This window comes from Allosphingosinicella sp., from assembly GCF_036570505.1.
Taxonomy (GTDB): domain Bacteria; phylum Pseudomonadota; class Alphaproteobacteria; order Sphingomonadales; family Sphingomonadaceae; genus Allosphingosinicella.
The window spans coordinates 1-25564 of sequence record NZ_DATCYB010000124.1; the positions used below are offsets into that span (position 1 = coordinate 1).

A 25564-nucleotide genomic window follows, 5' to 3' on the forward strand; every position below is an offset into this window, starting at 1 on the left:
GGCGAGCCATTCGAAATTCTTGTGGAGGCTACAGATGCCGAGGGTCGCCTCGCTCTACCTGCCGAACCTCGCGACCGATCGCCTGCGGCGGATCGATCGGGTGAAGTCCGGCACGCGGCTTGATCGTGATGCGGTAAACCCGTTTTCTCCGGTTCTTCCCTTCGAGGAAAGCGGCTTTGCGAGCGGCTGGAATCCAGGTGCGCGATGGGCGCGGGAGGAGGAGAAAAGCCCTTCGTTCCGAGCGTATGGCTGGAGCGCGAACAGGCAGCGGGCCACTGCGCCCCTCGTCACCATCCATCGCGTCGGTCAACGCATGGAGATCGCCGCTGCCTGTCCGACTGCCCGGGAACTCGGGCTGCACGCGGGCACGCCGCTGACGAAGGCGCGCATTCTCATCCCCGATCTGGATATCCGCGACGCGGAGCCGGAGGTCGATGCCGCCTTCCTTACTCGCCTCGCTCTCTTCGCCGCCCGCCGCTGGACGCCGCGGGCCGCTCTCTCCGGCCCGGACGGCCTCTGGCTCGACCTGAGTGGCGTCACGCATCTTTTCGGCGGCGAGCGACGGATGGGCGAGCGTATCGTCGCCTTCTGCGCACGCCTGGGCTTCACCACCCGCATCGCCGTCGCAGACAGCTATGGCGCCGCTCATGCGCTCGCCCGGCATGGCGACGAGACGGTTCTGCTCTGCCCATCCGGGAAAGCGACTCAGGCGATCGCGCCTCTCCCTTTGGCTGCCCTTCGCGTCGGCGAGGATGTGCTCGCTCCCGCGCGCCGCCTCGGCATCGAGCGGATCGGCGACATCATGGAGATGCCCGCCGCGCCCCTCGTCCGCCGCTTCGGGCAAGGATTGCTCACCCGCCTGCACCAGGCGCTGGGCTGCGCCGCCGAGGCGTTCGAGCCTATCGTTCCCGCCGATCCGCCCCAGGCGACCCTCCGCCTCGTCGAGCCGATCGCCACCGCCGAAGCCATCGAGCAGGTGCTGGCCGATCTGGTGGCGGCCCTCATCCGCACGCTGGAGGAAGAAGGTCTCGCCGCCCGCGCCCTCACGCTTGTCTGCCTTCGCGTCGACGGCGCCGAGCAGCGCCTTTCGATCGGCACTGCGCGCGCCACCCGCGACGCCGCGCATCTCACGCGCCTGTTCGCCATGAAGATCGAGACGATCGAACCCGGTTTCGGCATCGAGGCCATGCGCCTCGTCGCCATACGCTGCGAACCCCTGGGCCCCGTGTCGATCGCCAACATTCTCGCTGGCGACAAACACGCGCCCGATCTCGTCCCCCTGATCGACCGCCTCGCTGGCCGCCTCGGCGCCCGCCGCCTGTTTCGGATGAGCGCCGTCGAAAGCGATGTCCCCGAACGCAGCGTCCGCCGCCTCTCTCCGCTCGACACTCCGGAAAACTGGCCCCGCTGGCCGCGTCCCGTGAGGTTTTTTCAACGCGCCGAGCCGGTCGACAATGTCATCGCACTCCTCCCCGACGGCCCGCCCCGCCGTTTCACCTGGCGCGGGCGAACGCACGTCGTCCGCCGCGCCGACGGACCCGAGCGCATCTACGGCGAATGGTGGCGCCGAACCGCCGAGGCGGAAGCGGTGCGCGACTATTTCCAGGTGGAGGATGAGGAAGGCGCCCGCTTCTGGCTCTATCGTCGGGGCGATGCGGTGGACGGCCGGACCGGCGACCTCAGCTGGTGGGTTCAAGGCGCGTTCGGATGACTTACGTCGAGCTCCAGATCGCCACCCATTTCAGCTTCCTCCGCGGCGTCTCGAGCGCGGAGGAGCTGTTCGCGGCCGCCAGGTTGCTCGGCTATTCCGCGATCGGGATCACGGATCGCAACACCGTGGGCGGCTTAGTCAAGGCACTTCGGGCCGCGGACGAGACCGGCGTGCGTCTCGTCGCCGGATGCCGGCTCGACCTGATGGACGGTTCGTCGCTGCTAGTCTGGCCGGAGGATCGCGCCGGCTGGTCCCGCCTCATGCGTCTCCTCACCATCGGCAAGAGCCGCATCGACCGCAAGAAAGGCGAGAAGGGCCAGTGCTTCCTCCATTGGGAGGATGTCGCCGCCTGGAGCCAGGGCTTGGTCGCGGCCTTCATCCCGGATGAAGCCGACGCGGTCGCCGAAACCGCGCTTGCCCAGATGTCGGATATCTTCGGCAATCGCGCCCATCTGGCGCTGACGCATCGCCGCCGCCCGGGGGAGGCGGCGCGCCTTCATGCGCTCGACATCCTTGCCCGGCGCTACGGCCTGCGCGGCCTCGCCATGGGCGACGTTCTCTACGATTCTCCCGACAAGCGCATGCTGCAGGATGTCGTCACCGCCATCCGCCACAAATGCACGATCGACGAACTGGGCTTCCGCCGCGAACTTTATGCCGATCGCTATCTCAAAAATCCGGCGGAGATGGAGCGTCGTTTCAAGGATTATCCCGACGCCGTCCGCGCCACGGGAGACATTGCCGAACGCTGCACCTTCTACCTGCGCGAGTTGAGCTACCAATATCCCGACGAGATCGTCATGTCCGGCCGCACACCGCAGGACGCGCTGGAGCAGCTGACCCGAACCGCGCTTGCCGTCAAATTTCCGGAAGGACCGCCGCGAAATTATTCGGATCTGCTGGAGCATGAGCTGAGGCTCGTCGACGCGTGCCGCTACGCGTCCTATTTCCTGACCGTCAATTCGATCGTCCAATTCGCCCGCAGCCAGAAGATACTCTGCCAGGGGCGGGGGTCGGCGGCCAATTCGATGATTTGCTATGTCCTCGGCATCACCTCGATCGATCCGATCGAGCATAAATTGCTGTTCGAACGCTTTATTTCCGAAAGCCGGGATGAGCCGCCCGACATCGATGTCGATTTCGAGCATGAACGGCGCGAGGAAGTGATCCAGTGGATCTACGAAACCTATGGCCATCAACATGCCGCGCTCGCAGCCGTGGTCAGCCGTTATCGGACCCGAGGGGCGGTCCGCGAGGTCGGAAAGGCGCTGGGCCTCCCGGACGACTTGACGGGCGCCTTGTCCGGGCAGGTGTGGGGATGGTCCAACGACGGCGTCGCCGAACGGCATGTCGATGAAATCGGGCTCGACAGGAGCGACCCGCGTCTCGAACTGACGCTCCAGCTTACGCGTCAGTTGGTCGGCACGCCTCGCCATCTCAGTCAGCATCCTGGCGGTTTCGTTCTCACTCGCGACCGTCTTGACGAGCTCGTCCCGATCGAACCCGCGACGATGGAGGATCGGAGGGTCATCGAATGGGAGAAGGACGATCTTGAAGAGCTGAAGATCATGAAGGTCGATGTGCTCGGCGTCGGCATGCTCGGCTGCATGCGCCGCGCCTTCGATCTGCTCGCCGATCACAAAGGTCCTCGTCTCACCCTCTCATCCGAGGAGATGCAGAAAGACGACCCCAAGGTTTTCGAAATGATATCCAGAGCCGACACGATCGGCGTTTTCCAGATCGAGAGCCGGGCGCAGATGTCGATGCTGCCCCGGCTCCGGCCGAAGGATTTTTACGACATCGTCATCCAGGTCGCGATCGTCCGGCCCGGCCCTATCCAGGGAGACATGGTGCATCCTTATCTTCGCCGGCGAGAAGGAAAGGAGGCGGAGGAATATCCTTCCGACGAACTTCGCGAAGTTCTGGAGAAAACAAGGGGAGTGCCGCTTTTCCAGGAGCAGGCGATGAGGGTGGCGATCGTCGGCGCCGGATTCACGCCGGCCGAGGCCGACAAGCTCCGGCGTTCCATGGCCACGTTCAAGTCCACCGGAGGCGTCACCCATTTTGAAGACAAAATGATCGGCGGAATGATCAAACGCGGCTACACTAGAGACTTCGCCACTCGCACATTCAAGCAGATCGAGGGCTTCGGCAGCTACGGTTTTCCTGAAAGTCATGCCGCCAGCTTCGCCAAGATCGCCTACGCCTCGTCCTGGATGAAATGTCATCATCCCGAGATTTTCTGCGCGGCTTTGCTCAATGCGCAGCCGATGGGTTTCTACCAGCCCGCCCAGATCGTCCGCGATGCGCGCGAGCATGGAGTGGAGGTGCGGCCCATCTGTATCAACCGGAGCCGCTGGGATTGCACGCTTGAGGAAGGGGAGGGGCTGCTGCCGTTACGCCTTGGGCTTCGCATGGTGCGGGGGCTTTCCAACGACCATACCGCTCAAATCCTCGCCGTGCGCGGGGATATGCCCTTCTCCTCGATCGAGAATGTCTGGCGCCGTTCGGGCGTGCCGGCGGCGACGCTGGAGAAGCTCGCCGATGCCGACGCCTTTGCCTGTTTCGGGCTAAGCCGACGTCAGGCGCTTTGGCAGGTGCGTGGTCTCGGTCAGGCGCGGCTGCCGCTGTTCGCCGCTGCTGATGCCCGCGAATCCGGCAACGAGCCGGACGTTCTGCTGAGGCCGATGGCGGAGGGACGCGAGGTGGTCGAGGACTATCGCACGGTCCAGCTTTCGCTTCGCGCCCATCCGCTGAGCTTCCTGAGGCCCGAGCTCGACCGCCGCCGCATCACCCGAGCGGCCGATCTTGCCCGGCTCAAGGACGGCACCAAGGTCGAGGTGGCGGGGATCGTGCTCATCCGCCAGAAGCCTGGCAAGGGCAACGTAACCTTCATCACCCTGGAGGACGAGACTGGCATCGCCAACGCGATCCTCTGGCAGCGCATCTTCGATGGGCATCGGCGGACCGTCATGTCGGCGCCAATGATCGGCGTGAAGGGGACGCTCCAGAAGGAAGGCGAGGTCATCCACATCGTCACCGATCGTCTGGAGGATATGACCCATCTCATCCGCTCCGTCGGCGATCGCGACTTCCCCCCCCGCCCCGATCCCGGCGACGGCGCCCTCCACGGCGGGAGCGATCACCGAGCGGCCAAGGATCCGGACATGCTGATCAAACTTAAAAGCCGCAACTTCCACTAGAGAGGCCGGTCGTCACGACTTTTTACGAGGGAGGCGGACCAGCACCGACAGGGCGATCAAGATGAATCCCAGCAGCTTGATCGCAGCGATCATCATATGGCCGCTCTCCCAACGCGCGCGGACCGCCTCGAAATTCCCGGCCATGGGCCCCGGCGTCCAGGTCGCCAGCACCGAGTTCGCCGGCGCTACCCACAGCAGCCATGTGACGAAGCTCAGCAGGTAAAGCAGCGCCCCCAGCGCAGCGAAGCGAAAGGCGGGCTTCTCGCGGCGCAGCAGCCAGGCATGGATGGCGGTCACGAGCAACGTCGCCATCTCCACCGGCGCGCCGACGATCGCGAACAGCCGAAACTGGCCGTTGAACACCGTGGTCTCACGCCACAGTTCGGGCGACCAGATTTCCAGCCGCGGCTGCGCCTCCAGCAGATGGACATAAGAAGGGCCGAGGCTGAGTGCCGCGAGCACAAGCGCCAGCAGGCTGACTATCAGTCGAGCGCGCGTTTCCATGGACCGAGAACGGAACCGCGCGCTCGAGAGTTCCAGATCGTTCTGGGCGCATATCGAACTGGACAAGCTTCGTGGGGCTGGCTTAGCTCCACACCTCCGCTCCTCTCCCGAAGGTTCTCAGCCCGATGCGCCACGCCTATCTGCTGCTCCTGCCTCTCCTCACTCTTGCCGGAACCCAAGCCCCCGCCATGCAAGCCACCCAAGCCGCCACCGCCGCCAATCCCGAATTCGACTATCCGGCGACGACGCGCCAGGACTTGGTCGAGACGCATTTCAACATCGAAATCGCCGATCCCTATCGCTGGCTCGAGAACGACGTTCGCGAGGACAGACAAGTGCGCGACTGGGTGACCGCGCAGAATGTCGTCACCGACGCCTATCTGGAAACGCTGCCCGGCCGCGATATCTTCAAGGCGCGGATCACCGAGCTTTACGATTATGAGCGCTTCGGCATCCCGGAGAAGAAGGGCGGCCGTTATTTCTACACCCGCAACGACGGGCTGCAGAACCAGTCGGTCCTCTACGTCCGCGCCGCGCTGAACGGTGAGCCCAGGCTGCTGATCGATCCCAATACATGGTCGAGGGACGGCGCGACGGCGCTCGCCGAGTGGGTCCCGTCGGAGGACGGCCGGAGGCTTCTCTATTCGGTACAGGATGGCGGCACCGACTGGCGGACCGTGAAAGTGCTCGACGTCGCTTCCGGCCAGCCGCTCGCCGACACCGTCGAGTGGGTCAAATTCTCCAATCTCGCCTGGGCCAGGGACGGTTCTGGTTTCTATTATTCGCGCTTTCCGAAGCCTCAGGATGGCGAGAAGTTCCAGGCGCTGAATACTGACCAGGCCATCTACTTCCACCGCCTTGGCTCGCCGCAGTCTCAAGACGTGAAGATCTACGCGACTCCGGACCAGCCCAAGTGGGGGCACTTCGCCGAAGTGTCCGACGACGGCCGCTGGCTGATCGTCACCACGACCGAAGGCACGGACGACAAATATGCCATCACGCTGATCGACCTTTCGGAGCCTGGCGCGGCGCCGCGCACGCTGATCGCCAAGCTCGAGAATAACTGGTCCTATATCGGCAATCGCGGCACGACCTTCTATTTCGCCACCAACAAGGATGCACCGCGGCTTAGGGTCGTCACGCTCGATGTGGCCGTGGCCGATCCGGCGCCGGTCGAAATCGTGGCCCAGGATGAAGCGACCCTGGACGGCGCTTCGATCGTCGGTGACACGCTGATCGCCTCCTATCTCGTCGACGCGAAGACCGAAGTGCGGCGCTACGCCCTCGACGGGGCGTCCAAGGGCAGGATCGCGCTGCCGGGGATCGGCACCGCCACCGGTTTCGACGGCGAAGCGGGCGATCCGGAAACCTTCTTCTCCTTCACCAGCTTCGCGACGCCCACCACCATCTACCGCTACGACGTGGCGAGCGGGGAAGCGACCGCCTGGGCGCAGCCGGAGCTGAAGTTCGATTCCGCGACCTTCGATGTGAGCCAGCATTTCTACACATCGAAGGACGGCGCCCGCGTGCCGATGTTCGTTGTGAAAAAGAAGGGCATCACCGGCCCGGCGCCGACCTTGCTATACGGCTATGGCGGCTTCAACATCTCGCTGACGCCGAGCTACTCGGCGACGCGGATCGCCTGGATGGAACAGGGCGGCGTGCTGGCCGTCGCTAACCTTCGCGGCGGCGGCGAATATGGCAAGGCGTGGCACGATGCCGGCCGCCTCGACCACAAGCAGAACGTGTTCGACGATTTCATCTCGGCCGGAGAATATCTGATCGCTCAAGGGATCACGGGCAAGGATCAGCTGGCGATCCAGGGCGGCTCCAATGGCGGCCTGCTCGTCGGCGCCGTCGTCAACCAGCGGCCGGACCTGTTCGCCGCCGCGCTGCCGGCGGTCGGCGTGATGGACATGCTCCGTTTCGACCGCTTCACTGCCGGTCGCTACTGGGTCGATGACTATGGCTATCCGAGCGAGGAGGCGGACTTCAAGACCCTCCTCGGATACTCACCATATCACAACATCGATGGAGAGGCGGATTATCCGCCGGTGCTGGCGACCACCGCCGACACTGACGACCGCGTCGTGCCGGGGCACAGCTTCAAATATATCGCCGCCATGCAGCACGCCGACCCGGAGGGCGCGCCGCACCTCATCCGCATCGAGACACGAGCGGGCCACGGCTCGGGCAAGCCGACCGACAAGATCATCGAGGAATATTCCGACATGTGGGCCTTCATCGCCCATCACACCGGCATGAAGGTGGAGAAGCAGGCGCCGTAAAAAGCCCTGCGATTCAAGATGTAACATTCCTCCGCCATAAGCTCGTAGCCAAACCCAGCCGGGGGAGGCGAGATGACGGTTCACAGTGATTGGGACGGGACGGCTGCCGAAGGCGTGTCGATGGAACGACTGCGCAAGCAGCTTTCGAAGATCGACAAGAGCGTCGGCCCATCCGGGGCGCCGCGACGGCGCTACCGGACGATCTGGATTTCCGACGTCCATCTCGGCACGCGCGGCTGCAACGATCGCCTGCTGATCGACTTTCTCGATCATGTCGATTCGGACACGCTCTATCTGGTCGGCGACATCATCGACGGCTGGCGGATGAAGAAGCGCTACTTCTGGCCCGAAAGGCACAATGCCATCGTCAGCCGGGTGATGAAGCGCGCCAAGCGCGGCACCGACGTCATCTATATTCCCGGCAATCATGACGAGATGTTCCGCCAGTTCGCCGGCATGAATTTCGGCGGCGTCCAGATCAGGAAAAAGGCGATCCACCGAACGGCCGACGGCCGCCAGCTGCTGGTTCTCCATGGCGACGAATTCGACGCGGTGGTCATGGGCCATCGCTGGCTCGCCTTCGCCGGCGACGCCGCCTACGAATTTCTGATGAAGCTGAATGTGGCGGTGAACGCGGTCCGCCGGCTCTTCAACCTGCCCTATTGGTCGCTGTCGAAGCATGCCAAGCGCAAGGTCAAGAATGCGGTCGAGTTCATCTCCCGCTTCGAAGACGCGGTCGCCCATGAGGCGAGAATGCGCAAGGTCGATGGCGTTGTTTGCGGCCATATCCATACGGCCGAGACGCGCGATTTCGATGGCGTCACATACTATAATGACGGCGATTGGGTGGAGAGTTGCACGGCGCTGGTCGAGCATTTCGACGGCAGCCTCGAAATCCTGCACTGGGCGGACGAAGTCGTCGCGCGGGGGACGGAGGCGGCCCGGGTCAAGGTGGCCGCCTGATGCGGATCCTGATCGTCACCGACGCCTGGGCGCCGCAAGTAAATGGCGTCGTAAGGACATTGCAGGCTGTCAGCGGTGCGCTCGAGAGATCGGGGCACGAGGTGAGCCTGATATCCCCCGGCCGCTTTCGATCGCTTCGCTGTCCAACCTACCCCGAAATACGGCTGGCGCTGGCCGGCCGGCGGCGCGTCGGATCGATGATTGCCGCCATGGCGCCTGATGCGATCCATATCGCGACAGAGGGGCCGCTCGGGCTGGCGGCACGGCGCTGGTGTCTTGAGCTGGGCCTCTCCTTCACCACCGCCTATCACACCCAGTTTCCCGACTATCTCGCCAGTCGCACGGGTCTTCCTGCGAGCTGGTTCTGGAGCTATATCCGCTGGTTCCACGGGCCGGCACGCGCGGTGCTGGTTTCGACCCCGACGGTCGCGGAGCAGTTGCTGCGCCACGGCATCGAGCGGACGCGCCCGTGGGGGAGGGGCGTCGACCTCGACTGTTTCCATCCGGAGGTCTCGCCCCATGCGGCCCTTCGGTCACTGAAGCGGCCCATCCAGCTTTATGTCGGGCGCGTCGCCGTCGAGAAGAATATCGAAGCCTTCCTCGACGCGGGTTATCCGGGAAGCAAGGTCGTGGTGGGCGACGGGCCGGCGCTCAAGGCGCTCAAGGGGCGATATCGCGGTGTGTCATTCATGGGCTCGCTGCACGGCGCCGCGCTCGCCTCGGCCTATGCGGCGGCGGACGTGTTTGTCTTTCCGAGCCGGACCGATACGTTCGGGTTGGTGATGATAGAGGCACTGGCGTGCGGCACGCCGGTCGCCGCCTATCCCGTCGCCGGGCCTGTCGACGTGCTGGATTCGACGGTGGCGTGCATGGACGCCGATCTCGGCTATGCCATCGGAAACGCATTGAGCCGCGACCGCACCGTCTGCGCCGCCTACGGGCGAAGGTTCAGTTGGGAAGCGAGCGCCAGGCAGTTCGAGGGCGCGCTCGTACCGCTCGGGGCGGGCGTTTCACCGGATCAGGTCGAAGGCCCGGTCCGCATGGGAGCCTTGGCGGGTTCGTGACGGCGGTGTCCGGCGGAGCCGCGCCCGCGCCCGAAGAGCGCCGTTCCCAGGCCGACAGCCAGGATGATTGCCGCACAGGCCGCGACTTTGAGCAGAAGGAGGAAGATGTCGAACAGCCCCTTCATCACATCCGAAATCGTCATCTGAACGAGCCTCGTCCTGTCCTTTGCGCACCGCCTTCATACCATTGCCATGTGTCGCTTTTGCTTCATCGCCGGAGAGCCGAGGTGACTCGTGGCGGATTGGGGCGTTCTCCACCGGCTGAGCGGGACGCAGGCAGGGCACTATTGCAGGAACGAAATGAGGAGGCTCCCGTTGTCTCCTGGCATCAGGACATGCACGTGCTTCGGCGTTCGTCGCCAGCATGATGCGTCGTCCGGTTTTCTCGCCAAGGGAGTTTGGGTCATGCGTAAGACAGGAATGATCGGAATTGTGCTCGCCGCCAGCATGTCGCTCGGTGCCTGCACGACCTATGACCGCGGCTACGGCTATGGTTACGACGATAATCGCGACATCAGGGGTGCTGCTACCGGTGCGGCCGTCGGCGCCGCCGTTGGCGCCGGCGTGGGCGCCGTGGTTGAAGGTCTTGATCCGCTGGAAGGTGCCGCGGGTGGTGCCGTGATCGGCGGGATCGTCGGCGCCATCGCCAGTGACAGCGATCCGGGCTGGTATCGCGACGAGCGCGGCTATTGCTTCTACGTCGACCGCGACGCGCGGCGGGTGTACGACTACGACCGGCGCTGCTGACGGCATTTTGCCTTTGATTGTCGCGGCCAACGCCCGATAAGCGGGCATGGCCGCCGCATCTGAAGGGGGGCGGGCGCTGCCGTCCGCGTGGAAATGGGTCGAGATCGCGCCGGGCGTGTTGCTGTGCGGCGCGATCACGGCTGCAGCGATGGGTTTGGAGGGCGTGGAAGCCGCTCTCCTCGGACGCGCCTGGATCGAGGCGCTCGTTCTCGCCATCCTCGTGGGCGCGGCCGTCCGTTCGTTCTGGACACCCGGCGGCCTCTGGCTGCCCGGCATCCGGTTCAGCGCCAAATTCCTGCTCGAAGTGGCCGTCGTTCTGCTGGGCGCGACGCTGAGCGCCAGCGCCCTCGCCGCCGCCGGGCTGCCGATGCTGGCCGGCATCGCGGCGGTCGTCGCGGTCGCCTTGACCGCGAGTTACTGGCTTGGACGGCTGTTCGGGCTTCCGCGCCGGATGGCGGTGCTGATCGCCTGCGGCAATTCGATCTGTGGCAATTCGGCCATCGCGGCGGTGGCTCCGGTGATCGGGGCCGAAAGCAAGGACGTCGCCGCCTCAATCGCCTTCACCGCCGTCCTGGGCGTGGCCGTCGTGCTGATCCTGCCGTTCATCGCGCTGGCACTCCACATGACGCCGCAGGCCTACGGGGTGCTCGCCGGCCTTACCGTCTACGCGGTGCCGCAGGTGCTGGCGGCGACCGCGCCGATCAGCTCGCTCTCGGCGCAGGTGGGCACGCTGGTAAAGCTGGTGCGCGTGCTGATGCTTGGACCGGTGGTCCTTCTGCTGTCCCTTTTCGCGGGGCGGCTCCGTGCTGAACCCGACACGGGCGAATCGACCATCAAGGTCGGCGAGACGCCGCCGGGCACAAAGCCGCGGCTGCACCAACTCCTGCCCTGGTTCATCATTGGTTTCGTGGCGCTCGCGGCCGCGCGTTCTGCGGGTGCTATACCGCAGGCTGCGCTTCGACCGGCGTCGGAGCTCGCCGACTGGCTGACGATCCTGTCGATGGCGGCGCTGGGTCTGGGCGTCGATGTCCGCACCGTGGCGAAGGCAGGGATGAGCGTCACCAGCGTCGTGACGCTGTCGCTTCTGGTTCTTGGCCTTGTCGCGTTCTTGCTGATCCGCCTGCTGGCGCTCTGATCAGGCCGCCAGCGCTGCGGCTTCCTCGCCGGTCACGATGTCGTGCTCGATGACGCAGGTGAGGTTCAAAGAGTTGCGGCCGCCGCGGTCGTTGGCATCGGCATAGGCGACGACCTTGTCGCTTTGCGACAGCGTTCCGCGCGGGGCGCGGTCGGCGGGCAGCGGGTGGTGCTTGTCGAACTCGCCCGGGGCGGTGGAGGCGACGATGCGGCCGCCATGCTCCATGATCCGGATGGTAGCGCCGCGTATCTCCTTGTCGGCCGCCGCCATCTGGGTCTGGAGCTGCTCGGCCGCGTTCCGCTCCCAGTCATATTCGAGGTAAAGGCAGCCCTCGGCCGGCTGCCCGTCATTTTCCAGCGCGCGAATTCCGCAGGCGAAGATCAGCACCTGCCTGCCCGCCGAATAGGGATTCTCCCACACCGCGTCGGTGAACCAGTCGTCGACCGAGCGGCTCTCGATGACCTTGGCGAATTGCGGTTCGCCGCCGACATCGACGCCGAGCAGCGCGCTCCGGGGATCGGCCGATCCGATCACCTTGCCGGCGCGGGTCGCGAACAGGGCGTTGAGGTAATAAGGCGAGAAGCGCATCGCGGCGCGCAGGCGGTCCTCGGCCTTCGAAACCTTGGCGCGGTCTTCCGGGTCCCGGATCGCAGCGACGATCGCTTCGTCGGTGGCGAGGATGCGTATGTCGGTGCTGCGCGAATAGACGGCGCGGGCGAAAGTCTGGACCGTGGCGAAGGCGAATTCGGCGAGGCGGCTGCCCTCGATATCGTCGACCAGGCTGTCGGCGATGTCGGATCCGGTCTTGAGCCGGTCGATCACCAGCGCCCGGAAATCCTTGGAAGCGGCGCGCGCCTGGCCGGCAAGCGCCTTCACTTCCTGCGCGACGACGGCGAATCCGCGCCCGGCTTCGCCGGAGCGGGCTGCCTCGATCGTCGCATTGAGCGCCAGGAAATTGGTCTGCTTGGCGATACGCTCATTAGCCGCGGCGAAACGGCCAACTTCGCTCTCCAACTGGTCCATCAGCGCCTTGATTCTTCTCGGCATCGTCCCGCCCGTCCGTTCGTCTCGCGTCCAGCTAGGTCGGAAAGGGCTAAGGCCGAGTTAACCAGCGGTTGAACCTGAACGGAAGGCGACAAACGAGTTCAGCGCGAGGTCATGGCGGCCTTGCTAAAAGAGAAGCAAGCTCATGAATTTTGGGCGGTTTTTTGAATGGAGGTTTGCCATGAGAAAGTTTCCGAAAATCTTGACCGGCGCCGCCGCAGCCGCTCTCGTAACCCTTGCCGCGGCCGCGCCGGCCCAGGCCCAGTGGCGCGATTATGACGACGACATCGATCTCGGCGATATCGCCGCCGGTATCGCGATTATCGGCGGCGCCGCGATTGCGATCGATGCGTTGACCGATAACGATCGCTATGATCGATACGGCCGCTATGGCCGCACTTACGGCGGCTACTATGACGGTTACCGTTATGGTGGTCCGCAGGCTTCGGTGAACGCCTGTGCTCGCACGGCCCAGCGTTACGGCGGCCGGGTGGAGATCACCGACGTCGATCGTCGCGGCTATGATGGCTATCGCGTCCGCGGCCGGACCTATGTCCGTGATTATAATTACGGCCGTTGGGGCCGCGGTTACGATTACGACCGCGAATCCTTCACCTGCTACGCGCGGAACGGCCGGGTCCATGATTTCCGCATCTGACGGATTTGACGGGCCTTAAACAAGTGGCGCGCGGGTCGATAAGACCCGCGCGCTTTTTTTGCCTATCTCCCGCCGAAGCGGATGACGATCCCGGCTTTGCCCTGATAGCTCCACATATCCTCGGTTTGGAGCGTGGTGGTGAGGCCGTCGAAGAACACTTGGTCGCCCGAATTGGGATTGAAGATCGCGCCCACGTCCGACAGGTAGCGGGCCGATCCTCCGGCGAAGATCGAGAAGCGCGGCGACAGCCGAAACTCCAGCGCCGCGCCAGCTTCGCCCTCGAAGCCGAAGCCATCCTCCGAATCCTCGACCTCGTTCACGAAATCGCGGTCCGCCATCGGGCCGAAATTGCTCATGTTCCGCTCGACCGATTCAAGGTTGCTGTCGCGGTAGTAGCCGCCTGCCAGGGCATCGAAATGACCGATCCAACGCCCGCCGAGCGGAACCGCGACCCCGATCGCGGTGCCAACGCGGTAATAGCTTTCGTCGATCTCCTGCCGCCGGTCCTGACTGAACTCGAAGACGAAGCCGCCGGGCGCCGTTCCAGAGTAGGAAGCGAATCCATCGTAATCGCGCTCTATGCGCTCGAAGCCGGCGTAGAGGCTCCAATCATTCAACTGCAGGCCGCTTGCCGCCATCCACCCATCGCTGAATCTTTTGTTCAGCGAAAAATCGGCTTCGATCCCATAGCTTTTGAGCTCGACCTCGGTGCCGCCGGTCAGTCCGAACGGCGTGATGATGCCCGAGCTTCCGCTCGGCGCGGGCGCGCCATAGACGATGCCCGAATCCACGCCCGAATCGGCCGGAATCGCGAAGCTGTTACTCGCGTCGCCCTCGGCATAGGAAAGGCCGATCCCGAAGCGTCCGAACCGCGCGGAGGCATCGAGCGACATCGTCGCAACGCTCTCCTCGGTCTCGCCCGCGAAGGACTCCTCGGCGCCCTCGGATTCCCCGTCAGGCCCTTCCACGAAGCCGTCGCGCATCACCCCGATGCCGGCGGGGGGGATTTCGACTTCTCTAAAGCCAAACAGAATTTCGGCGAGCCTGTCCCAACCTTCGAACAGCACTGGCGCATAGATGGGCTGCGGCGCCTCCTCCGCCGGTCGCGCAGGTTCACCGGGCCGAACCGGCTCGATATCATCCAGCACGTTTTCGACATCCTGACCGCCCGACGACTCCGGCGGGATATTCTCGGGTTCGTCGGGCTGGCTCTCGGGCCGGTCCACTATCACCGGCCTCGGCCCGATATCTTCCAACACGCTCTCGATGGGTGGCCCCGCGTTGGAGGGAGGGCAGGGCCGTTGGAGAATCATGTTGGATCGACGCCGCCAGTTCGCGATGGTCTCGGGCGGGAACGCCTTCGCTGCTTCGGCGAAGGCAAGAGCGGTTCCTAGTGTTTGCTTCAGCCGTTGCAATCCTTCGCACTCATCGCGACGCCGCGCGGCTTCCATCTTGGAAAGAGTGCTCTCGACATAATCGGAGAAATCATCCCGGCCCTTAAGGTCTTTGAGATTGTCCTTGCTAAGCCCCTGCTGAGCATCCGCGGCCTGCGCGTCCTGGGCCGCGGAGGGTTGCGACATTGCCAGCGCGATTGTCGCGGCCAGCGCCGCCGTTGCCGTCATCGAATGTCGCGGGTCCATTTTCATAGCCTTCCCCTTGAGTCGTCGCGGTGCTGTGTGAGAGCCCCCGCCGTCGCCTCGTTCGGATCAAATGAAATTTCGGCCAAATCGATAGGCAAGACTTTCGGTTGGGGTCTTTCCCCAATCCTGAAAAATTATGAAATCGCGCCCCGCAGCGCGCGGCGCGGACCATCTCGACTTCGCTCGGTACCGAGGGTAAAAAACGGCAAGGGGTCGCATGAGCAGCAGCGTGACGCGTTTTGGCCAATTCGAATTCGACCACGCGCGTGGCAGGCTCTCGGTTGCAGGCCGACCCGTCGAACTCGACCGCGCCTGCGTGGCCATTCTCTCGGTTTTGCTGAGCGAAGACGGCAAAGACGTCGACAAGGACCGCTTGCTCGAAGCGGGCTGGCCGGGCCGGGTTGTCCACGAAAACTCGCTGGCCAAGGCGATAGGTCGGCTGCGGCGGGCGCTCGGCGAAGATGCCCGGGCACTGGAGACGGCCCACGGCCATGGCTACCGGCTGGTGGCGGACCTGCGGACCGCCGACTCACTGGAGCCGGACGCGCTGCCCCGCGTGGGCCGGGTCCCTCGCCTTGCCTTTATCCTTTCGGCACTTGGATTGGCCGCGCTCGCGGCAGTGGGATTGGGCGAGCGTTCCGGCGAAACGCAGAGCACCCAAGAACTGCGCCTGATCAAGGGTGAGCCCGCGGATGCCGTCGGTCGCGTGCTGTGGGTCGACGACCATCCGGTGAACAACGCTGAAGAAAGGCGTTTTCTCGAGAGGCGCAAGATAGCGGTTTACCAGGTCACGACCAGCAAAGACGCATTGGCGCTGCTGGCGATGTACGAATACGGCGCGGTGATTTCCGACATTAACCGCAATGACAAGCCGCTGGCCGGCCTCAAGTTAGCCCGGGAAATGCGCCGGCGAAACGATGGCACGCCATTCTTCGTTTACACGGTCGTGCCGTCCGCGGCACAACGAACGCTTGTCGCCGAAGCTGGAGGACAAGGGGCAATCGTTACGCCGGACGAGCTTTACGCGGCCATACTGCCGCTTTTCGGCGGTACGCGAAGGGCGGAGTAAGTCCGATGGCTTGCCTGCGGTGTCGCTTTACAGGCCGCGCCGTGCTGCTTATCGCGCCGCCATGACCGTCCAGCCCAGCGATTCCATCCTCATCGTTGATTTCGGAAGCCAGGTGACGCAGCTCATCGCCCGGCGGGTGCGGGAGGCGGGCGTCTACAGCGAAATCGCCCCGTTCAGCAGCGCGCTGGAGGCGTTCCAGCGAATGAAGCCCCAGGGCATCATCCTCTCCGGCGGACCCGCTTCGGTGACGACCGAGGACAGCCCCCGCGCGCCCGAAGCCTTGTTCGAGGGGGGGGTGCCGATGCTTGGCATCTGCTATGGCCAGCAGCTGATGGCCGAGCAACTGGGCGGCAAGGTCGTCAATGGCGATCATGCCGAATTCGGCCGTGCCTTCATCGAGATCAGGGACGAATGCCCCCTCTTCGATGGCCTTTGGGCGCCGGGCGAGAAGCACCAGGTCTGGATGAGCCACGGCGACAAAGTCGAGGCTTTGCCCGAGGGTTTCCGCATCGTCGCCCAGTCCGAAGGCGCCCCCTTCGCCGCCACCGTCCATGACGAGAAGCGCTTCTACGGTGTCCAGTTCCACCCCGAGGTCGTCCACACGCCCGACGGCGGCAGGCTTATCGCCAACTTCGTGAGGCATGTTTGCGGCCTTGCCGGCGACTGGACCATGGCCGAGTTTCGCGCCACCAAGATCGCGGAGATCCGCGAGCAAGTGGGCGAGGGGAAGGTGATTTGCGGCCTTTCCGGCGGCGTCGACAGCGCCGTCGCGGCGGTGCTGATCCACGAGGCGATCGGCGATCAGCTCACCTGCGTCTTCGTCGATCACGGCCTGATGCGCCTCGGCGAGGCCGAGCAGGTCGTCAGCCTCTTCCGCAACCATTACAACATCCCGCTCGTCCATGTGGACGCCGAGACTTTGTTCCTCTCCGGCCTCGCCGGCGTCAGCGATCCCGAGGCCAAGCGCAAGTTCATCGGCAAGACGTTTATCGACGTGTTCGAGGAGGAAGCGCGCAAGATCGGCGGCGCCGATTTCCTGGCCCAGGGCACGCTCTATCCGGACGTGATCGAGAGCATTAGCTTCACCGGCGGACCCTCGGTCACCATCAAGAGCCACCACAATGTCGGCGGCCTTCCCGAGCGCATGAACATGAAGCTGGTCGAGCCGCTGCGCGAGCTCTTCAAGGACGAGGTGCGCGAGCTCGGCCGCGAATTGGGCCTGCCCGACGCCTTCGTCGGACGCCATCCTTTCCCGGGCCCCGGCCTCGCCATTCGCATTCCGGGCGAAGTCACCAAGGAGCGCTGCGACATCCTTCGCAAGGCCGACGCCGTCTATCTGGAGGAAATTCGCAACGCCGGCCTCTACGACGCCATCTGGCAGGCCTTCGCGGTGCTGCTGCCGGTCAAGACGGTCGGCGTGATGGGTGATTACCGCACTTATGACAGTGTCTGCGCGCTGCGCGCCGTCACCTCCACCGACGGCATGACTGCCGACATCTACCCCTTCGACGCCGCCTTCCTCTCCCGCTGCGCCACCCGCATCATCAACGAGGTCAAGGGCATCAACCGGGTCGTCTACGACTATACGTCGAAGCCCCCCGGCACGATTGAGTGGGAATGATTTTTGCCTATCCCGGGGTATCCGACAGTGTCCGTAAATACGATCTAACACCCTGATATTAAAAATAAAACTCTCCATCCTCGTTCGAGGACTATCGGCTGGCATAGATCGTGGCTGACGGACTCTCTGACGGTATGGTCTCCCATTGCGAAAGCCGATTTCATCTTATACCGTCAGGGTCCTGGGTGCCTCTGACGGTCTTTTTTTCTATCTAAGCCTTTGGAAGAAAAAGAGATTTTTACAAGAGGAAGCCAGAAAATGGCCTGACGGTCTTTTTTCGTGGAGGTGGTCAAAATGCTGACCGATGCAGCCCTTAAGCATCTGAAATCCAAAGACAAACTTTACAAGGTCACGGACCGCGACGGCATGTATGTGCTCGTAAGACCGTCCGGAACGCTTACTTTTCAGCTCGATTATCGGATGAACGGGCGGCGTGAGACCGTCACCTTCGGCAAATACGGTCCAGCCGGGCTGTCGCTGGCTCGGGCTCGGGAGCTGTGCATCGACGCCAAACGGGCCATCGCCGAGGGGCGATCACCGGCGATCGAAAAGCAGCGCGATAAGCGCCGTCTCCTGGAAGCGAAGAGCTTTGGCGAATTTGGCGAGAAATGGCTGACCGGCGCACCGATGGCGGACAGCACGCGCGCGATGCGGCGATCCATCTTCGAGCGCGAGCTGCTACCTAAGTGGCGAAGCAGGCTTCTGAAAGAGATCACACCGGATGACTTGCGGGCCCATTGTGGAGCCATCGTCGCTCGCGGTGCGCCGGCGACGGCGATCCACGTCCGCGACATTCTCAAGCAGATCTACGGCTTCGCGATTCTGCACGGCGAGAGGGTCGCCAACCCGGCTGACAATGTGGGCCCGGCATCAATCGCGACATTCGTGCCGAAGGACAGGTCGCTCTCGCCCACCGAGATTAGGATCATGCTCAAGCTGCTCGAAATGGTGGCGACATTGCCGACCATCCGGCTCGGCATGCGACTTTACCTGCAGACTATGGTGCGCAAGAGCGAGTTGCAGGACGCCACATGGGACGAGGTCGATTTCGAAAACGCGGTCTGGACGATCCCGAAGGAGCGGATGAAGCGCTCGAAAGCGCACAACGTCTATCTGTCGCGCCAGGTGCTCGATATCATGATTGCGCTGAAGACTTGCGCCGGCAATTCGAGATACCTCCTGCCGTCGCGCTACGACGCGAATGCCCCTATGTCACGCGCGACGTTCAATCGCGTCACCTACGCGGTTGTCGAGCAAGCGAAGAAGGAGGGGTTACCGCTTGAGCCCTTCACCGTCCACGACCTGCGGAGGACTGGCTCCACGCTGCTGAACGAGTTGGGCTTCAACAGCGACTGGATCGAGAAGTGCTTGGCGCACGAGGATGGCCGATCCTCACGCGGGGTATACAACAAGGCGGAGTATGAAGCGCAGCGCCGCCATATGATGCAGGAATGGTCGGACATCATCGACGCTTGGGCCGAAGGCAAGAAACGAGCGCCCGTACTCATCCCGCCTTCGATGCCGATGTTTGAGCCGGACCCGGCTCTCGAACTGGGCGCGAGCGCCGTTGCCTGACATCGGGCGACGGCGCGCGGGTAATAGGGGCCGACCTGCGCGAGGCTAGCCAGGCTTCGATCTCCGCCAGATCCCAGACGACGCAGCGCGGCGAGAGTGCAAACCGCTGCGGAAATTCCCCGCGCTGCTCCATTTCGTAGATTGTGCTGTCGGCGAGCGGCACCATTTCGCGCAGCTGCTGTCGACGGATGGTCCGCTTGATTGGACTGTTATTTCGGTGAGCCATCATCGTCTCCTCAGCTCCTCCTTTTTAGGAAATGAGCGCGATAGGCCCCGAAAGGGAAGAGAGGAAATTCAGATGTCGGATAGCAGGATACCGTGGCGTACAAATAGAAAGCTGTCTGACCGGGTGATCGATGCATCGATCTCTCAAAAGAGCTGTGGCGCTCCGAAGGCAAAGGTCACAAGCTCGAATCCTCTCGGTTGCCCCAGCGTGGATGAAACTAATAATTACGTCTCCGCTGGGACGCTATGATATTCCGACCTTCGACCTGCGAATGCCGCCGCGAGCATCCGAGCCTCGCCAAAGCCAATACGATTGATTGCAGGTCGTCCATAGAGATGGGCGTACGCTCGTGAACTGCGCAGAGAAGGCAGTTTGACGGGGGAGTTCCTACCCTGCGGGAGTTGGGAAGTGCGCCACCTTGGTCCTCCCGCTTAGCAGTGCGCGCTGCATCGTCACCAAAAAGGTAAAGCCACACGGACAGGGATATCATCCCGCCCATCGTAAGGCGAAGAGGTGCGCGAAGCCTGGCGCGGGCTGGACCAGCCGGACGACTAAGTCGGGATGGTCCCGTGGCCCTCTTCGTTCGACGACGTCCTCGAATTCCGGCGTACTCGAAGGTGGGAGCACGCGCTGTTGTTCAGCCGCATTCGCCAAGTCCAGGGGATCAACTAGCTTTTGTCGTGCGCCAGCCGCAAGCTAGGAAGGCGCGGTGTTCATCCGCTTTGGCTCGCCTCGACGCCGCAGTTACCGGACGCTGCGCAGGCCGCCACGCGGGCCACGGCCGGGGAGCGGCCCGACAAAGTTCTCTATGCCCTAGGCCGCCGCTTGGCCAAGGAGCCTAGGCTTCATCTGGAAATCTGCGACGATATTTTGGGCAGAGGTATGAAATCTCACACGTCGAGGATGATCCAGGAACCGGATCAGTTCAGCTAGGATCAGAATTCGCTAGCGATCTCGCCGCTGACGCTTACGGACGCTAGCACGCGGTCTTATTGTCCTCATTGACCCTCGGTTCACGAACTCGGTTTCAACTTGACGTTCGCATTCAGCTTCCTGATGCAGCCATTCGCGGAAAGCTAGAAGTGCTGGATCTTCCCGATGAATAGGCCGGTATTCTAGAAGCCAGCCATCTCCTGTGGGCGCGACGATCGGGAATGGTGCGACCAAGCGGCCCGCTGCCAGGGCATCGCTGACATAAGGGAATTGAGCGATGGCGATTCCGACGCCATCCAGCGCCGCCTGCATCGCCATAGCGTTGCTCTCGAATGACACCTCCCCGGCGGAATGGAGCGGAGAGCGTAGGCGCGCCGCCTCGAACCAGTGTGGCCATTCGTTGGGCATGTTGGACGCGACAATCAGAGTTGCGTTGAGCAAGTCGTCGGGTGAGCGCAGCATTGACGCGAGTTCCGGCGTGCAGACCGGCACGACGGCGCTGGGGAACAAGCGCTCAGCAGTATAGCCCGGCAGCGCGTCGGTATCGCGCCGGATGGTGCAAGTCCAGTCGTCACGCACCGCGCGGGTCGCGCCTCCGGTCGCCACGCGCACCTCGATGTCGGGATGGCTGCGATAGAAGTTCGCCAGCCGTGGGATCAGCCAGCTGACCGCGAGGGTCGGTCCCACTCCCACCGTAAGCACAGGGCCGCCGCGCATCGCTGCGACGCTTTCGGTGAGGCGGGCGATTGAATTGAAAGCATCGGTAAGACCGGGCAGCAGCGCTTGTCCTTGAGCGGTCAACTCGAGCGCGCTCGCATGCCGTCGGAACAGCGCAAAGCCGAGACGGTCCTCCAGCAGGCGAACCAAGCGGCTCACTGCAGTTTGTGTGACGTTCAGTTCCCGCGCCGCAGCGGTGAAACTGCCATGCCGGCCGGCCGCTTCGAACGCGCGCAGTCCGTTCAATGAAGGCAATCGCCGCGCCATATGGACCCCAACTTTTTGTTGGCTACACACTAAGTTAAAAGCATTTGCGGCGCAACCATCAGCACGCCAATGTGCCTTCCATTATTGGACACTATGAGCAGGGCACCACGATCGGACTTACGAGTTCGGGCTCTGTTTTCAATGGGGTCGATCGCCATATGCGCACCCGGCTCTGGCAGCCCGGCGGTCAGACATCTCGCAACGTCGGGAGGCAAGGCGTGATCAAAGGTTCTCACTTCAGCATCGGCATTTTAACAGCAGGAGTTCTATGCATGCTCTACGCCCAGCCGGTCTCCGCCCAAGAAAAGCGAGGAGTAGTCCCGCATGCGCCATTGTTGAAAATGGCCGTGCCCGATACGGCGAACCAAGAAGTCGCCGTCTACCACGTCGAATATGAACCGGGTGGCATCAATCCGCGGCACTTTCATCCAGCGGCTATCACCTTCCGCATCCTCTCCGGAACCGGAGTCTGGCAGGAGGAAGGCAAGCCACCGGTTACCTTGCGAGCGGGCGATAGTTTGTTCGTTCCGGCGGGTACCACTCATGCGCACTGGAATCCGAGTTCGACGGAACGGCTCCGCTTTCTCGAATTCATCGTGGCTGAAAAGGACAAAGGACGGTCCATTCCAAAGCCACTGAAAGACTAACTTTGTGTCTGGGTCTGAGCATCAGTACGAGCAGGATCCTAATGGGCAGGCACATCAAGTGAAGCGGCTCGGATCTGCACGGAGCTGCTCTTGTCGGCGCTAGCGTAGCGATCGTCCCAAGGCGACGTACGCGCCCGCTGAAACCAAGTAGGTATTCGCATAGGGTAGAGATGCATTTACACGGAACGATACGGAGTCATCTCACGGTGGCGATTGCTGCTGTTGCGGTTCTCGCTGGCGCGCCCGCCGCCGCGCAGGATTCCGCCGTCGCCCGGCTGGAAGTGCTGCAGACGGAGATCAGCAAGCTGCAGAAAGAAGTCGCGGTCCTGAAAAGGGACGTTGCCAAGGGGCGGCAGGGAGTTAGAAGGACTGTCAAGCAGGTGGCTGCGATCAAAACGGCGCCGCCCGCCGACTCGCCCAGCATACGGATGTCCTCCAGCAACCGGCCGACGATCTGCAGTTCCGACGGGCGAAACTGCATCTCGCTCACGAGCCGCCTGCAACTCGACTTCGGCGGCTACAACTACCAGCCGAACACTGCAGCCACGACGCCGCAGGACCTTGTCGGCGGCGTGATCGCGCGCCGAGCGCAGTTCGGCGTCATCGGTACGTTCCTGGATGACTGGGAGTACAGCTTCGTCTTTGAGGGCGGCGGGTCCGGCGGCGCCACCAGTGTGGTCCTCGACAAGGGCTATCTTACTTATAGCGGCTTCGAACCATTCAAGATCTGGGGCGGTATTCTCAGCGTGCCCTATATGCTCGACCGAGCTACAAGCAACAACAACATCACCTTTATGGAGAGAGCCGCGCCCGTGGAAGTCGCCGCCGGCATCGGCGGCGCCACGCGTTCAGCTTTCGGCATCACCGCCAACGACCGACGATGGTGGGCGGGCGCCTTCCTCTCGGGACCGGCCTCCGATAGGAGATCGCGCGATGCAAGGCAGGCCGCTGTAACCGGACGGGCGGTTTTCCTGCCGGTTCTGACCAACGATGCCTCGCTCCTGATCGGCGGCGACGTGCAGTACCTGTTCGACGCACCGACGGGCGCTTCAGAACTGAACCTCCGAGACCGGATCGAGATGCGCATCGACGGCAACCGTATTTTGGGTACTGGCGCTCTTCCGATCGACTCCGCGCGCGTCTTGAGCGCGGAACTGGCCGGAACACTCGGCAGCTTCCACTTCCAGGGCGAGTATTTCGATTTCAACGTCGAGCGGACCCCCGGCAACGGGCCCAACCTCGACTTCAGTGGCTATTACTTCCAAAGCGGTTATATCCTCACCGGCGAGAAGCGAAGCTACAGCGCAAACTCCGGCTCTTATGGGGGCGTTACGCCAAGTCGTCCCTTCGACTGGAGGACGGGCGACTGGGGTGCATGGGAGATTGCCGCGCGCTACAGCGTTGTCGACCTCAACGACAAGGATATCCTCGGCGGTCGGCAGGAGAACGTCACGCTCGGCCTGAACTGGTATGTGAACAACAACATGCGCTTCATGTTGAACTACATCAACGGCAAGGTGGATAAGCGGAACAGTGGCGGCGACGTTGGCGCGGACTATCAGGCCATCGGCGGTCGCGCGCAGATCGCATTCTGATGGGTAACCTGACGGTATGGCGGGCCGTCGGCACACAACGGGCGCTTCCCGGTTTCACGGCACACAGGCGATCTCCCGCAGCGGTGTTTAGCGCAGGGGGCGAGCGTTCTTGTGTCAATCGACCTTAAACATCTGCGATATGCTGAAGCGGCGGAGCGCTGTGGCAGCTTCCGTAAGGCGGCAGATTTGCTCGCTCTCAAGCAATCTAATCTCAGCCGACGAATTAGACATCTGGAGGAATACCTCGGGGTCGTTCTGTTCGAGCGGACGAATGGCGGCGTCAGGCCGACGTTAGCAGGTCGAGACTTTGTCAGCGGCGTCAGGCGGGTTCTCAATGAACTGCAGCTCGTCGTCGACGGCGCGACAGCCGTTGGGCGTGGCGAGGCTGGATACCTAGCGGTCGGCTTCTACACCTCGCTCTCGGCCGGAAATCTGCGCAGCACGCTATCCGACTATTCGCACCGGTTCCCACAAGTACGCATCAACGCGGTCGAAGATGAACGCTCTCGTTTATGCATCGGCCTGCGAAACGGGACGATCGATATTGCGATCGTCACTGGCGAGCCAGACGCGGAAGGCTGTGGATCGATGGCGCTTTGGAGCGAGCGGATTCTAATTGCGCTCCCTGAGATGCATAGGCTCGCGGCCAAGGACATCCTTAATTGGGCGGACCTGAAGCGTGAACGTTTCGTGCTGAGCACGCGCGATCCCGGGCCCGAGATCAAGGATATTCTAACCGCCAAGCTAGTGGCTCCGGGTGAGTCGCTGGACATCAACCATCACGATGTCAACGCGGAGAGCCTGAAGAGCCTGGTCAGCGCGGGACGAGGTATCACAGTGGTCTGCGAATCCTGCATGGGATCAGTGCCACCCGGGATGGTGTTCCGCGAAAGTCGCGATGGGAACGGCTCAACCCGCGTCGGCTTTTGCGCCTATTGGATGCCGAGCAACGAGAATCCAGCGCTGCGAAATTTCATTCGCCTTTTGGAGGAGCGCTGCCCGCCGGTTGCGAACGGATACGGGACCCTTGGCGCATCTTCGCAAACCCCCGATCCGTTGCCATGAAGCGCTGAATCATCGGCGCGACCAGCTTGGCGGGCTCGACGGTCTGCCCGTTTTCGCGACCAAGAATCTCGGCATAAGCGAGGAGATCGCGGTGAAGAGTCGCGGGCAGTTCCACCGAAATCTTCACCGGCTTGTCGTCTTCGAGCGGTCCGAGTTTTAGCTTGCCCATCGGTCAGCCTCCGTAGGGTTCGAGCATCAGGTCTCGCGTGACAATCACGCGGACCGGGAAGCCGGGTCGGATGGTCAGCGTCGGCGCGACATTGAGCTGCCGGCGGATGATCTGCTGGCCGGCATCGTTGATCGTGTCCTGGCCGCCGTTGCGGATCGCCTGAATCAAGCGGTCGTCGTCATTGGTCGCAAGCTCCGCGCCGACGCTCAGCAGCGTCGAGAGGCCGGCCGCCTTTGCGAGATCCCACCAATGGTAGTCGACGCCGTCTTGCAGGCCCGCGTAGCCCTCGACGTCGGCGCCCGGCTGGCGCTCGAGCACAATGGAGCGACCGTTTGGGAAGATCAGCCGATTCCAGACCAGGAGCACGCGGCTTTGACCGAACTGAACGCTGTTGTTGTATTGACCGATCACTCGGGTGCCCTGGGGCACTAGGAGGATGCGACCTGTCGGGCTGTCGTAGATATTCTCCGTCACCTGCGCGGTGATCTGGCCCGGGAGATCCGAGTGGATGCCGGTGATGAGCGCTGCCGCGATCACGGCACCTGCCTGGAGGATGTACGGCGACGCCGGTGCGGCGACGCGATCCGGTGCGACGGTGCGCCGATCGGCGGCCGCGTTGAGGAATGCGAGCTGCCGATCCTGAGCCGATGGAGTGGCGGGTGGCGGCGCGAGGCCAAGGCCGGTGAGGTCCGGCGCGGGCGGCGGCGCGATCGTCGCGGCGCC

Annotated in this window: 21 protein-coding genes; 14 read left to right on the forward strand and 7 right to left on the reverse strand. The window is 63.3% G+C overall.

Annotation, left to right across the window (positions count from 1 at the left end):
* The first annotated feature begins 34 nt into the window (after nt 1–34).
* Both VIR62_RS15585 and VIR62_RS15590 read left to right on the forward strand, forming a co-directional pair.
* Nucleotides 35–1711, forward strand: a complete 1677-nt coding sequence (locus VIR62_RS15585) for a DUF6504 family protein (RefSeq protein ID WP_431872777.1) — start codon at nt 35–37, stop codon at nt 1709–1711.
* Nucleotides 1708–4914, forward strand: a complete 3207-nt coding sequence (locus tag VIR62_RS15590; RefSeq protein WP_431872779.1) for an error-prone DNA polymerase — start codon at nt 1708–1710, stop codon at nt 4912–4914. The genes VIR62_RS15585 and VIR62_RS15590 overlap by 4 nt, the downstream gene beginning before the upstream one ends.
* Before the next feature lie 12 nt (nt 4915–4926).
* Here VIR62_RS15590 and VIR62_RS15595 read toward each other — a convergent pair whose 3' ends face one another.
* Complete coding sequence (locus VIR62_RS15595; RefSeq protein WP_431872781.1) at nt 4927–5418, reverse strand: hypothetical protein; 492 nt, start codon at nt 5416–5418, stop codon at nt 4927–4929.
* A 125-nt stretch (nt 5419–5543) separates the two neighbouring features.
* Between VIR62_RS15595 and VIR62_RS15600 the strand changes: the two genes are divergently transcribed.
* The 5 genes from VIR62_RS15600 (at nt 5544) to VIR62_RS15620 (ending at nt 11615) form a co-directional block, all read left to right on the forward strand.
* Entirely contained in the window at nt 5544–7706 is a 2163-nt protein-coding gene (locus tag VIR62_RS15600) for a prolyl oligopeptidase family serine peptidase (protein ID WP_431872783.1), read from the forward strand.
* A 72-nt stretch (nt 7707–7778) separates the two neighbouring features.
* Complete coding sequence (locus tag VIR62_RS15605; protein WP_431872784.1) at nt 7779–8669, forward strand: UDP-2,3-diacylglucosamine diphosphatase; 891 nt, start codon at nt 7779–7781, stop codon at nt 8667–8669.
* On the forward strand, nt 8669–9733 hold the full coding sequence (locus VIR62_RS15610) for a glycosyltransferase family 4 protein (RefSeq protein ID WP_431872786.1): 1065 nt from the start codon (nt 8669–8671) through the stop codon (nt 9731–9733). The genes VIR62_RS15605 and VIR62_RS15610 overlap by 1 nt, the downstream gene beginning before the upstream one ends.
* Before the next feature lie 405 nt (nt 9734–10138).
* Complete coding sequence (locus VIR62_RS15615; RefSeq protein ID WP_431872788.1) at nt 10139–10480, forward strand: YMGG-like glycine zipper-containing protein; 342 nt, start codon at nt 10139–10141, stop codon at nt 10478–10480.
* Between the two features lie 46 nt (nt 10481–10526).
* Nucleotides 10527–11615 (forward strand): YeiH family protein, encoded by a 1089-nt coding sequence (locus tag VIR62_RS15620; RefSeq protein ID WP_431872789.1) that lies wholly within the window; start codon nt 10527–10529, stop codon nt 11613–11615.
* Here the strand turns inward: VIR62_RS15620 and VIR62_RS15625 are convergent, their stop codons facing one another.
* Nucleotides 11616–12662 (reverse strand): methyl-accepting chemotaxis protein, encoded by a 1047-nt coding sequence (locus VIR62_RS15625; RefSeq protein WP_431872791.1) that lies wholly within the window; start codon nt 12660–12662, stop codon nt 11616–11618.
* A 178-nt stretch (nt 12663–12840) separates the two neighbouring features.
* Between VIR62_RS15625 and VIR62_RS15630 the strand changes: the two genes are divergently transcribed.
* Nucleotides 12841–13317 carry a hypothetical protein gene (locus tag VIR62_RS15630; protein WP_431872793.1) on the forward strand — a complete coding sequence of 159 codons (477 nt, stop codon included), beginning with the start codon at nt 12841–12843 and terminating at the stop codon, nt 13315–13317.
* A 62-nt stretch (nt 13318–13379) separates the two neighbouring features.
* Here VIR62_RS15630 and VIR62_RS15635 read toward each other — a convergent pair whose 3' ends face one another.
* The gene (locus VIR62_RS15635; protein WP_431872795.1) at nt 13380–14957 is read right to left on the reverse strand and encodes a hypothetical protein; all 1578 of its coding nucleotides are present in this window, start codon (nt 14955–14957) and stop codon (nt 13380–13382) included.
* Nucleotides 14958–15174: 217 nt separating this feature from the next.
* On the opposite strand from VIR62_RS15635, the gene VIR62_RS15640 reads away from it, so the two are divergent.
* From VIR62_RS15640 to VIR62_RS15650, 3 genes are all read left to right on the forward strand, one after another.
* Entirely contained in the window at nt 15175–16026 is an 852-nt protein-coding gene (locus VIR62_RS15640) for a winged helix-turn-helix domain-containing protein (protein WP_431872796.1), read from the forward strand.
* Between the two features lie 61 nt (nt 16027–16087).
* Nucleotides 16088–17647 carry a glutamine-hydrolyzing GMP synthase gene (gene guaA / locus VIR62_RS15645; protein ID WP_431872798.1) on the forward strand — a complete coding sequence of 520 codons (1560 nt, stop codon included), beginning with the start codon at nt 16088–16090 and terminating at the stop codon, nt 17645–17647.
* Nucleotides 17648–17941: 294 nt separating this feature from the next.
* The gene (locus VIR62_RS15650; protein ID WP_431872799.1) at nt 17942–19222 is read left to right on the forward strand and encodes a tyrosine-type recombinase/integrase; all 1281 of its coding nucleotides are present in this window, start codon (nt 17942–17944) and stop codon (nt 19220–19222) included.
* Here the strand turns inward: VIR62_RS15650 and VIR62_RS15655 are convergent.
* Both VIR62_RS15655 and VIR62_RS15660 read right to left on the reverse strand, forming a co-directional pair.
* Nucleotides 19152–19451, reverse strand: a complete 300-nt coding sequence (locus VIR62_RS15655) for a helix-turn-helix transcriptional regulator (RefSeq protein ID WP_431872801.1) — start codon at nt 19449–19451, stop codon at nt 19152–19154. The two genes, VIR62_RS15650 and VIR62_RS15655, sit on opposite strands and share 71 nt — an antisense overlap.
* Before the next feature lie 942 nt (nt 19452–20393).
* Nucleotides 20394–21365, reverse strand: a complete 972-nt coding sequence (locus VIR62_RS15660; RefSeq protein WP_431872803.1) for a LysR substrate-binding domain-containing protein — start codon at nt 21363–21365, stop codon at nt 20394–20396.
* Nucleotides 21366–21583: 218 nt separating this feature from the next.
* On the opposite strand from VIR62_RS15660, the gene VIR62_RS15665 reads away from it, so the two are divergent.
* The 3 genes from VIR62_RS15665 (at nt 21584) to VIR62_RS15675 (ending at nt 24672) form a co-directional block, all read left to right on the forward strand.
* Entirely contained in the window at nt 21584–22012 is a 429-nt protein-coding gene (locus VIR62_RS15665; RefSeq protein WP_431872805.1) for a cupin domain-containing protein, read from the forward strand.
* A gap of 206 nt (nt 22013–22218) precedes the next feature.
* The gene (locus VIR62_RS15670; protein WP_431872806.1) at nt 22219–23607 is read left to right on the forward strand and encodes an OprO/OprP family phosphate-selective porin; all 1389 of its coding nucleotides are present in this window, start codon (nt 22219–22221) and stop codon (nt 23605–23607) included.
* Between the two features lie 111 nt (nt 23608–23718).
* Entirely contained in the window at nt 23719–24672 is a 954-nt protein-coding gene (locus tag VIR62_RS15675; protein ID WP_431872807.1) for a LysR family transcriptional regulator, read from the forward strand.
* On the opposite strand, the gene VIR62_RS15680 is transcribed toward VIR62_RS15675, so the two are convergent.
* Both VIR62_RS15680 and VIR62_RS15685 read right to left on the reverse strand, forming a co-directional pair.
* Complete coding sequence (locus tag VIR62_RS15680) at nt 24581–24841, reverse strand: DUF2274 domain-containing protein (protein ID WP_431872809.1); 261 nt, start codon at nt 24839–24841, stop codon at nt 24581–24583. The two genes, VIR62_RS15675 and VIR62_RS15680, sit on opposite strands and share 92 nt — an antisense overlap.
* A gap of 3 nt (nt 24842–24844) precedes the next feature.
* A partial coding sequence (locus tag VIR62_RS15685) for a TrbI/VirB10 family protein (protein ID WP_431872811.1) occupies nt 24845–25564 on the reverse strand: 720 nt, incomplete at its 5' end.

Coding starts and splice junctions, on each gene's coding strand:
- VIR62_RS15585 (WP_431872777.1), top strand. CDS start 35: ATGCCGAGGGTCGCCTCGCTCTACCTGCCGAACCTCGCGACCGATCGC.
- VIR62_RS15590 (WP_431872779.1), top strand. CDS start 1,708: ATGACTTACGTCGAGCTCCAGATCGCCACCCATTTCAGCTTCCTCCGC.
- VIR62_RS15595 (WP_431872781.1), bottom strand. CDS start 5,418: ATGGAAACGCGCGCTCGACTGATAGTCAGCCTGCTGGCGCTTGTGCTC.
- VIR62_RS15600 (WP_431872783.1), top strand. CDS start 5,544: ATGCGCCACGCCTATCTGCTGCTCCTGCCTCTCCTCACTCTTGCCGGA.
- VIR62_RS15605 (WP_431872784.1), top strand. CDS start 7,779: ATGACGGTTCACAGTGATTGGGACGGGACGGCTGCCGAAGGCGTGTCG.
- VIR62_RS15610 (WP_431872786.1), top strand. CDS start 8,669: ATGCGGATCCTGATCGTCACCGACGCCTGGGCGCCGCAAGTAAATGGC.
- VIR62_RS15615 (WP_431872788.1), top strand. CDS start 10,139: ATGCGTAAGACAGGAATGATCGGAATTGTGCTCGCCGCCAGCATGTCG.
- VIR62_RS15620 (WP_431872789.1), top strand. CDS start 10,527: ATGGCCGCCGCATCTGAAGGGGGGCGGGCGCTGCCGTCCGCGTGGAAA.
- VIR62_RS15625 (WP_431872791.1), bottom strand. CDS start 12,662: ATGCCGAGAAGAATCAAGGCGCTGATGGACCAGTTGGAGAGCGAAGTT.
- VIR62_RS15630 (WP_431872793.1), top strand. CDS start 12,841: ATGAGAAAGTTTCCGAAAATCTTGACCGGCGCCGCCGCAGCCGCTCTC.
- VIR62_RS15635 (WP_431872795.1), bottom strand. CDS start 14,957: ATGGACCCGCGACATTCGATGACGGCAACGGCGGCGCTGGCCGCGACA.
- VIR62_RS15640 (WP_431872796.1), top strand. CDS start 15,175: ATGAGCAGCAGCGTGACGCGTTTTGGCCAATTCGAATTCGACCACGCG.
- guaA (WP_431872798.1), top strand. CDS start 16,088: ATGACCGTCCAGCCCAGCGATTCCATCCTCATCGTTGATTTCGGAAGC.
- VIR62_RS15650 (WP_431872799.1), top strand. CDS start 17,942: ATGCTGACCGATGCAGCCCTTAAGCATCTGAAATCCAAAGACAAACTT.
- VIR62_RS15655 (WP_431872801.1), bottom strand. CDS start 19,451: ATGATGGCTCACCGAAATAACAGTCCAATCAAGCGGACCATCCGTCGA.
- VIR62_RS15660 (WP_431872803.1), bottom strand. CDS start 21,365: ATGGCGCGGCGATTGCCTTCATTGAACGGACTGCGCGCGTTCGAAGCG.
- VIR62_RS15680 (WP_431872809.1), bottom strand. CDS start 24,841: ATGGGCAAGCTAAAACTCGGACCGCTCGAAGACGACAAGCCGGTGAAG.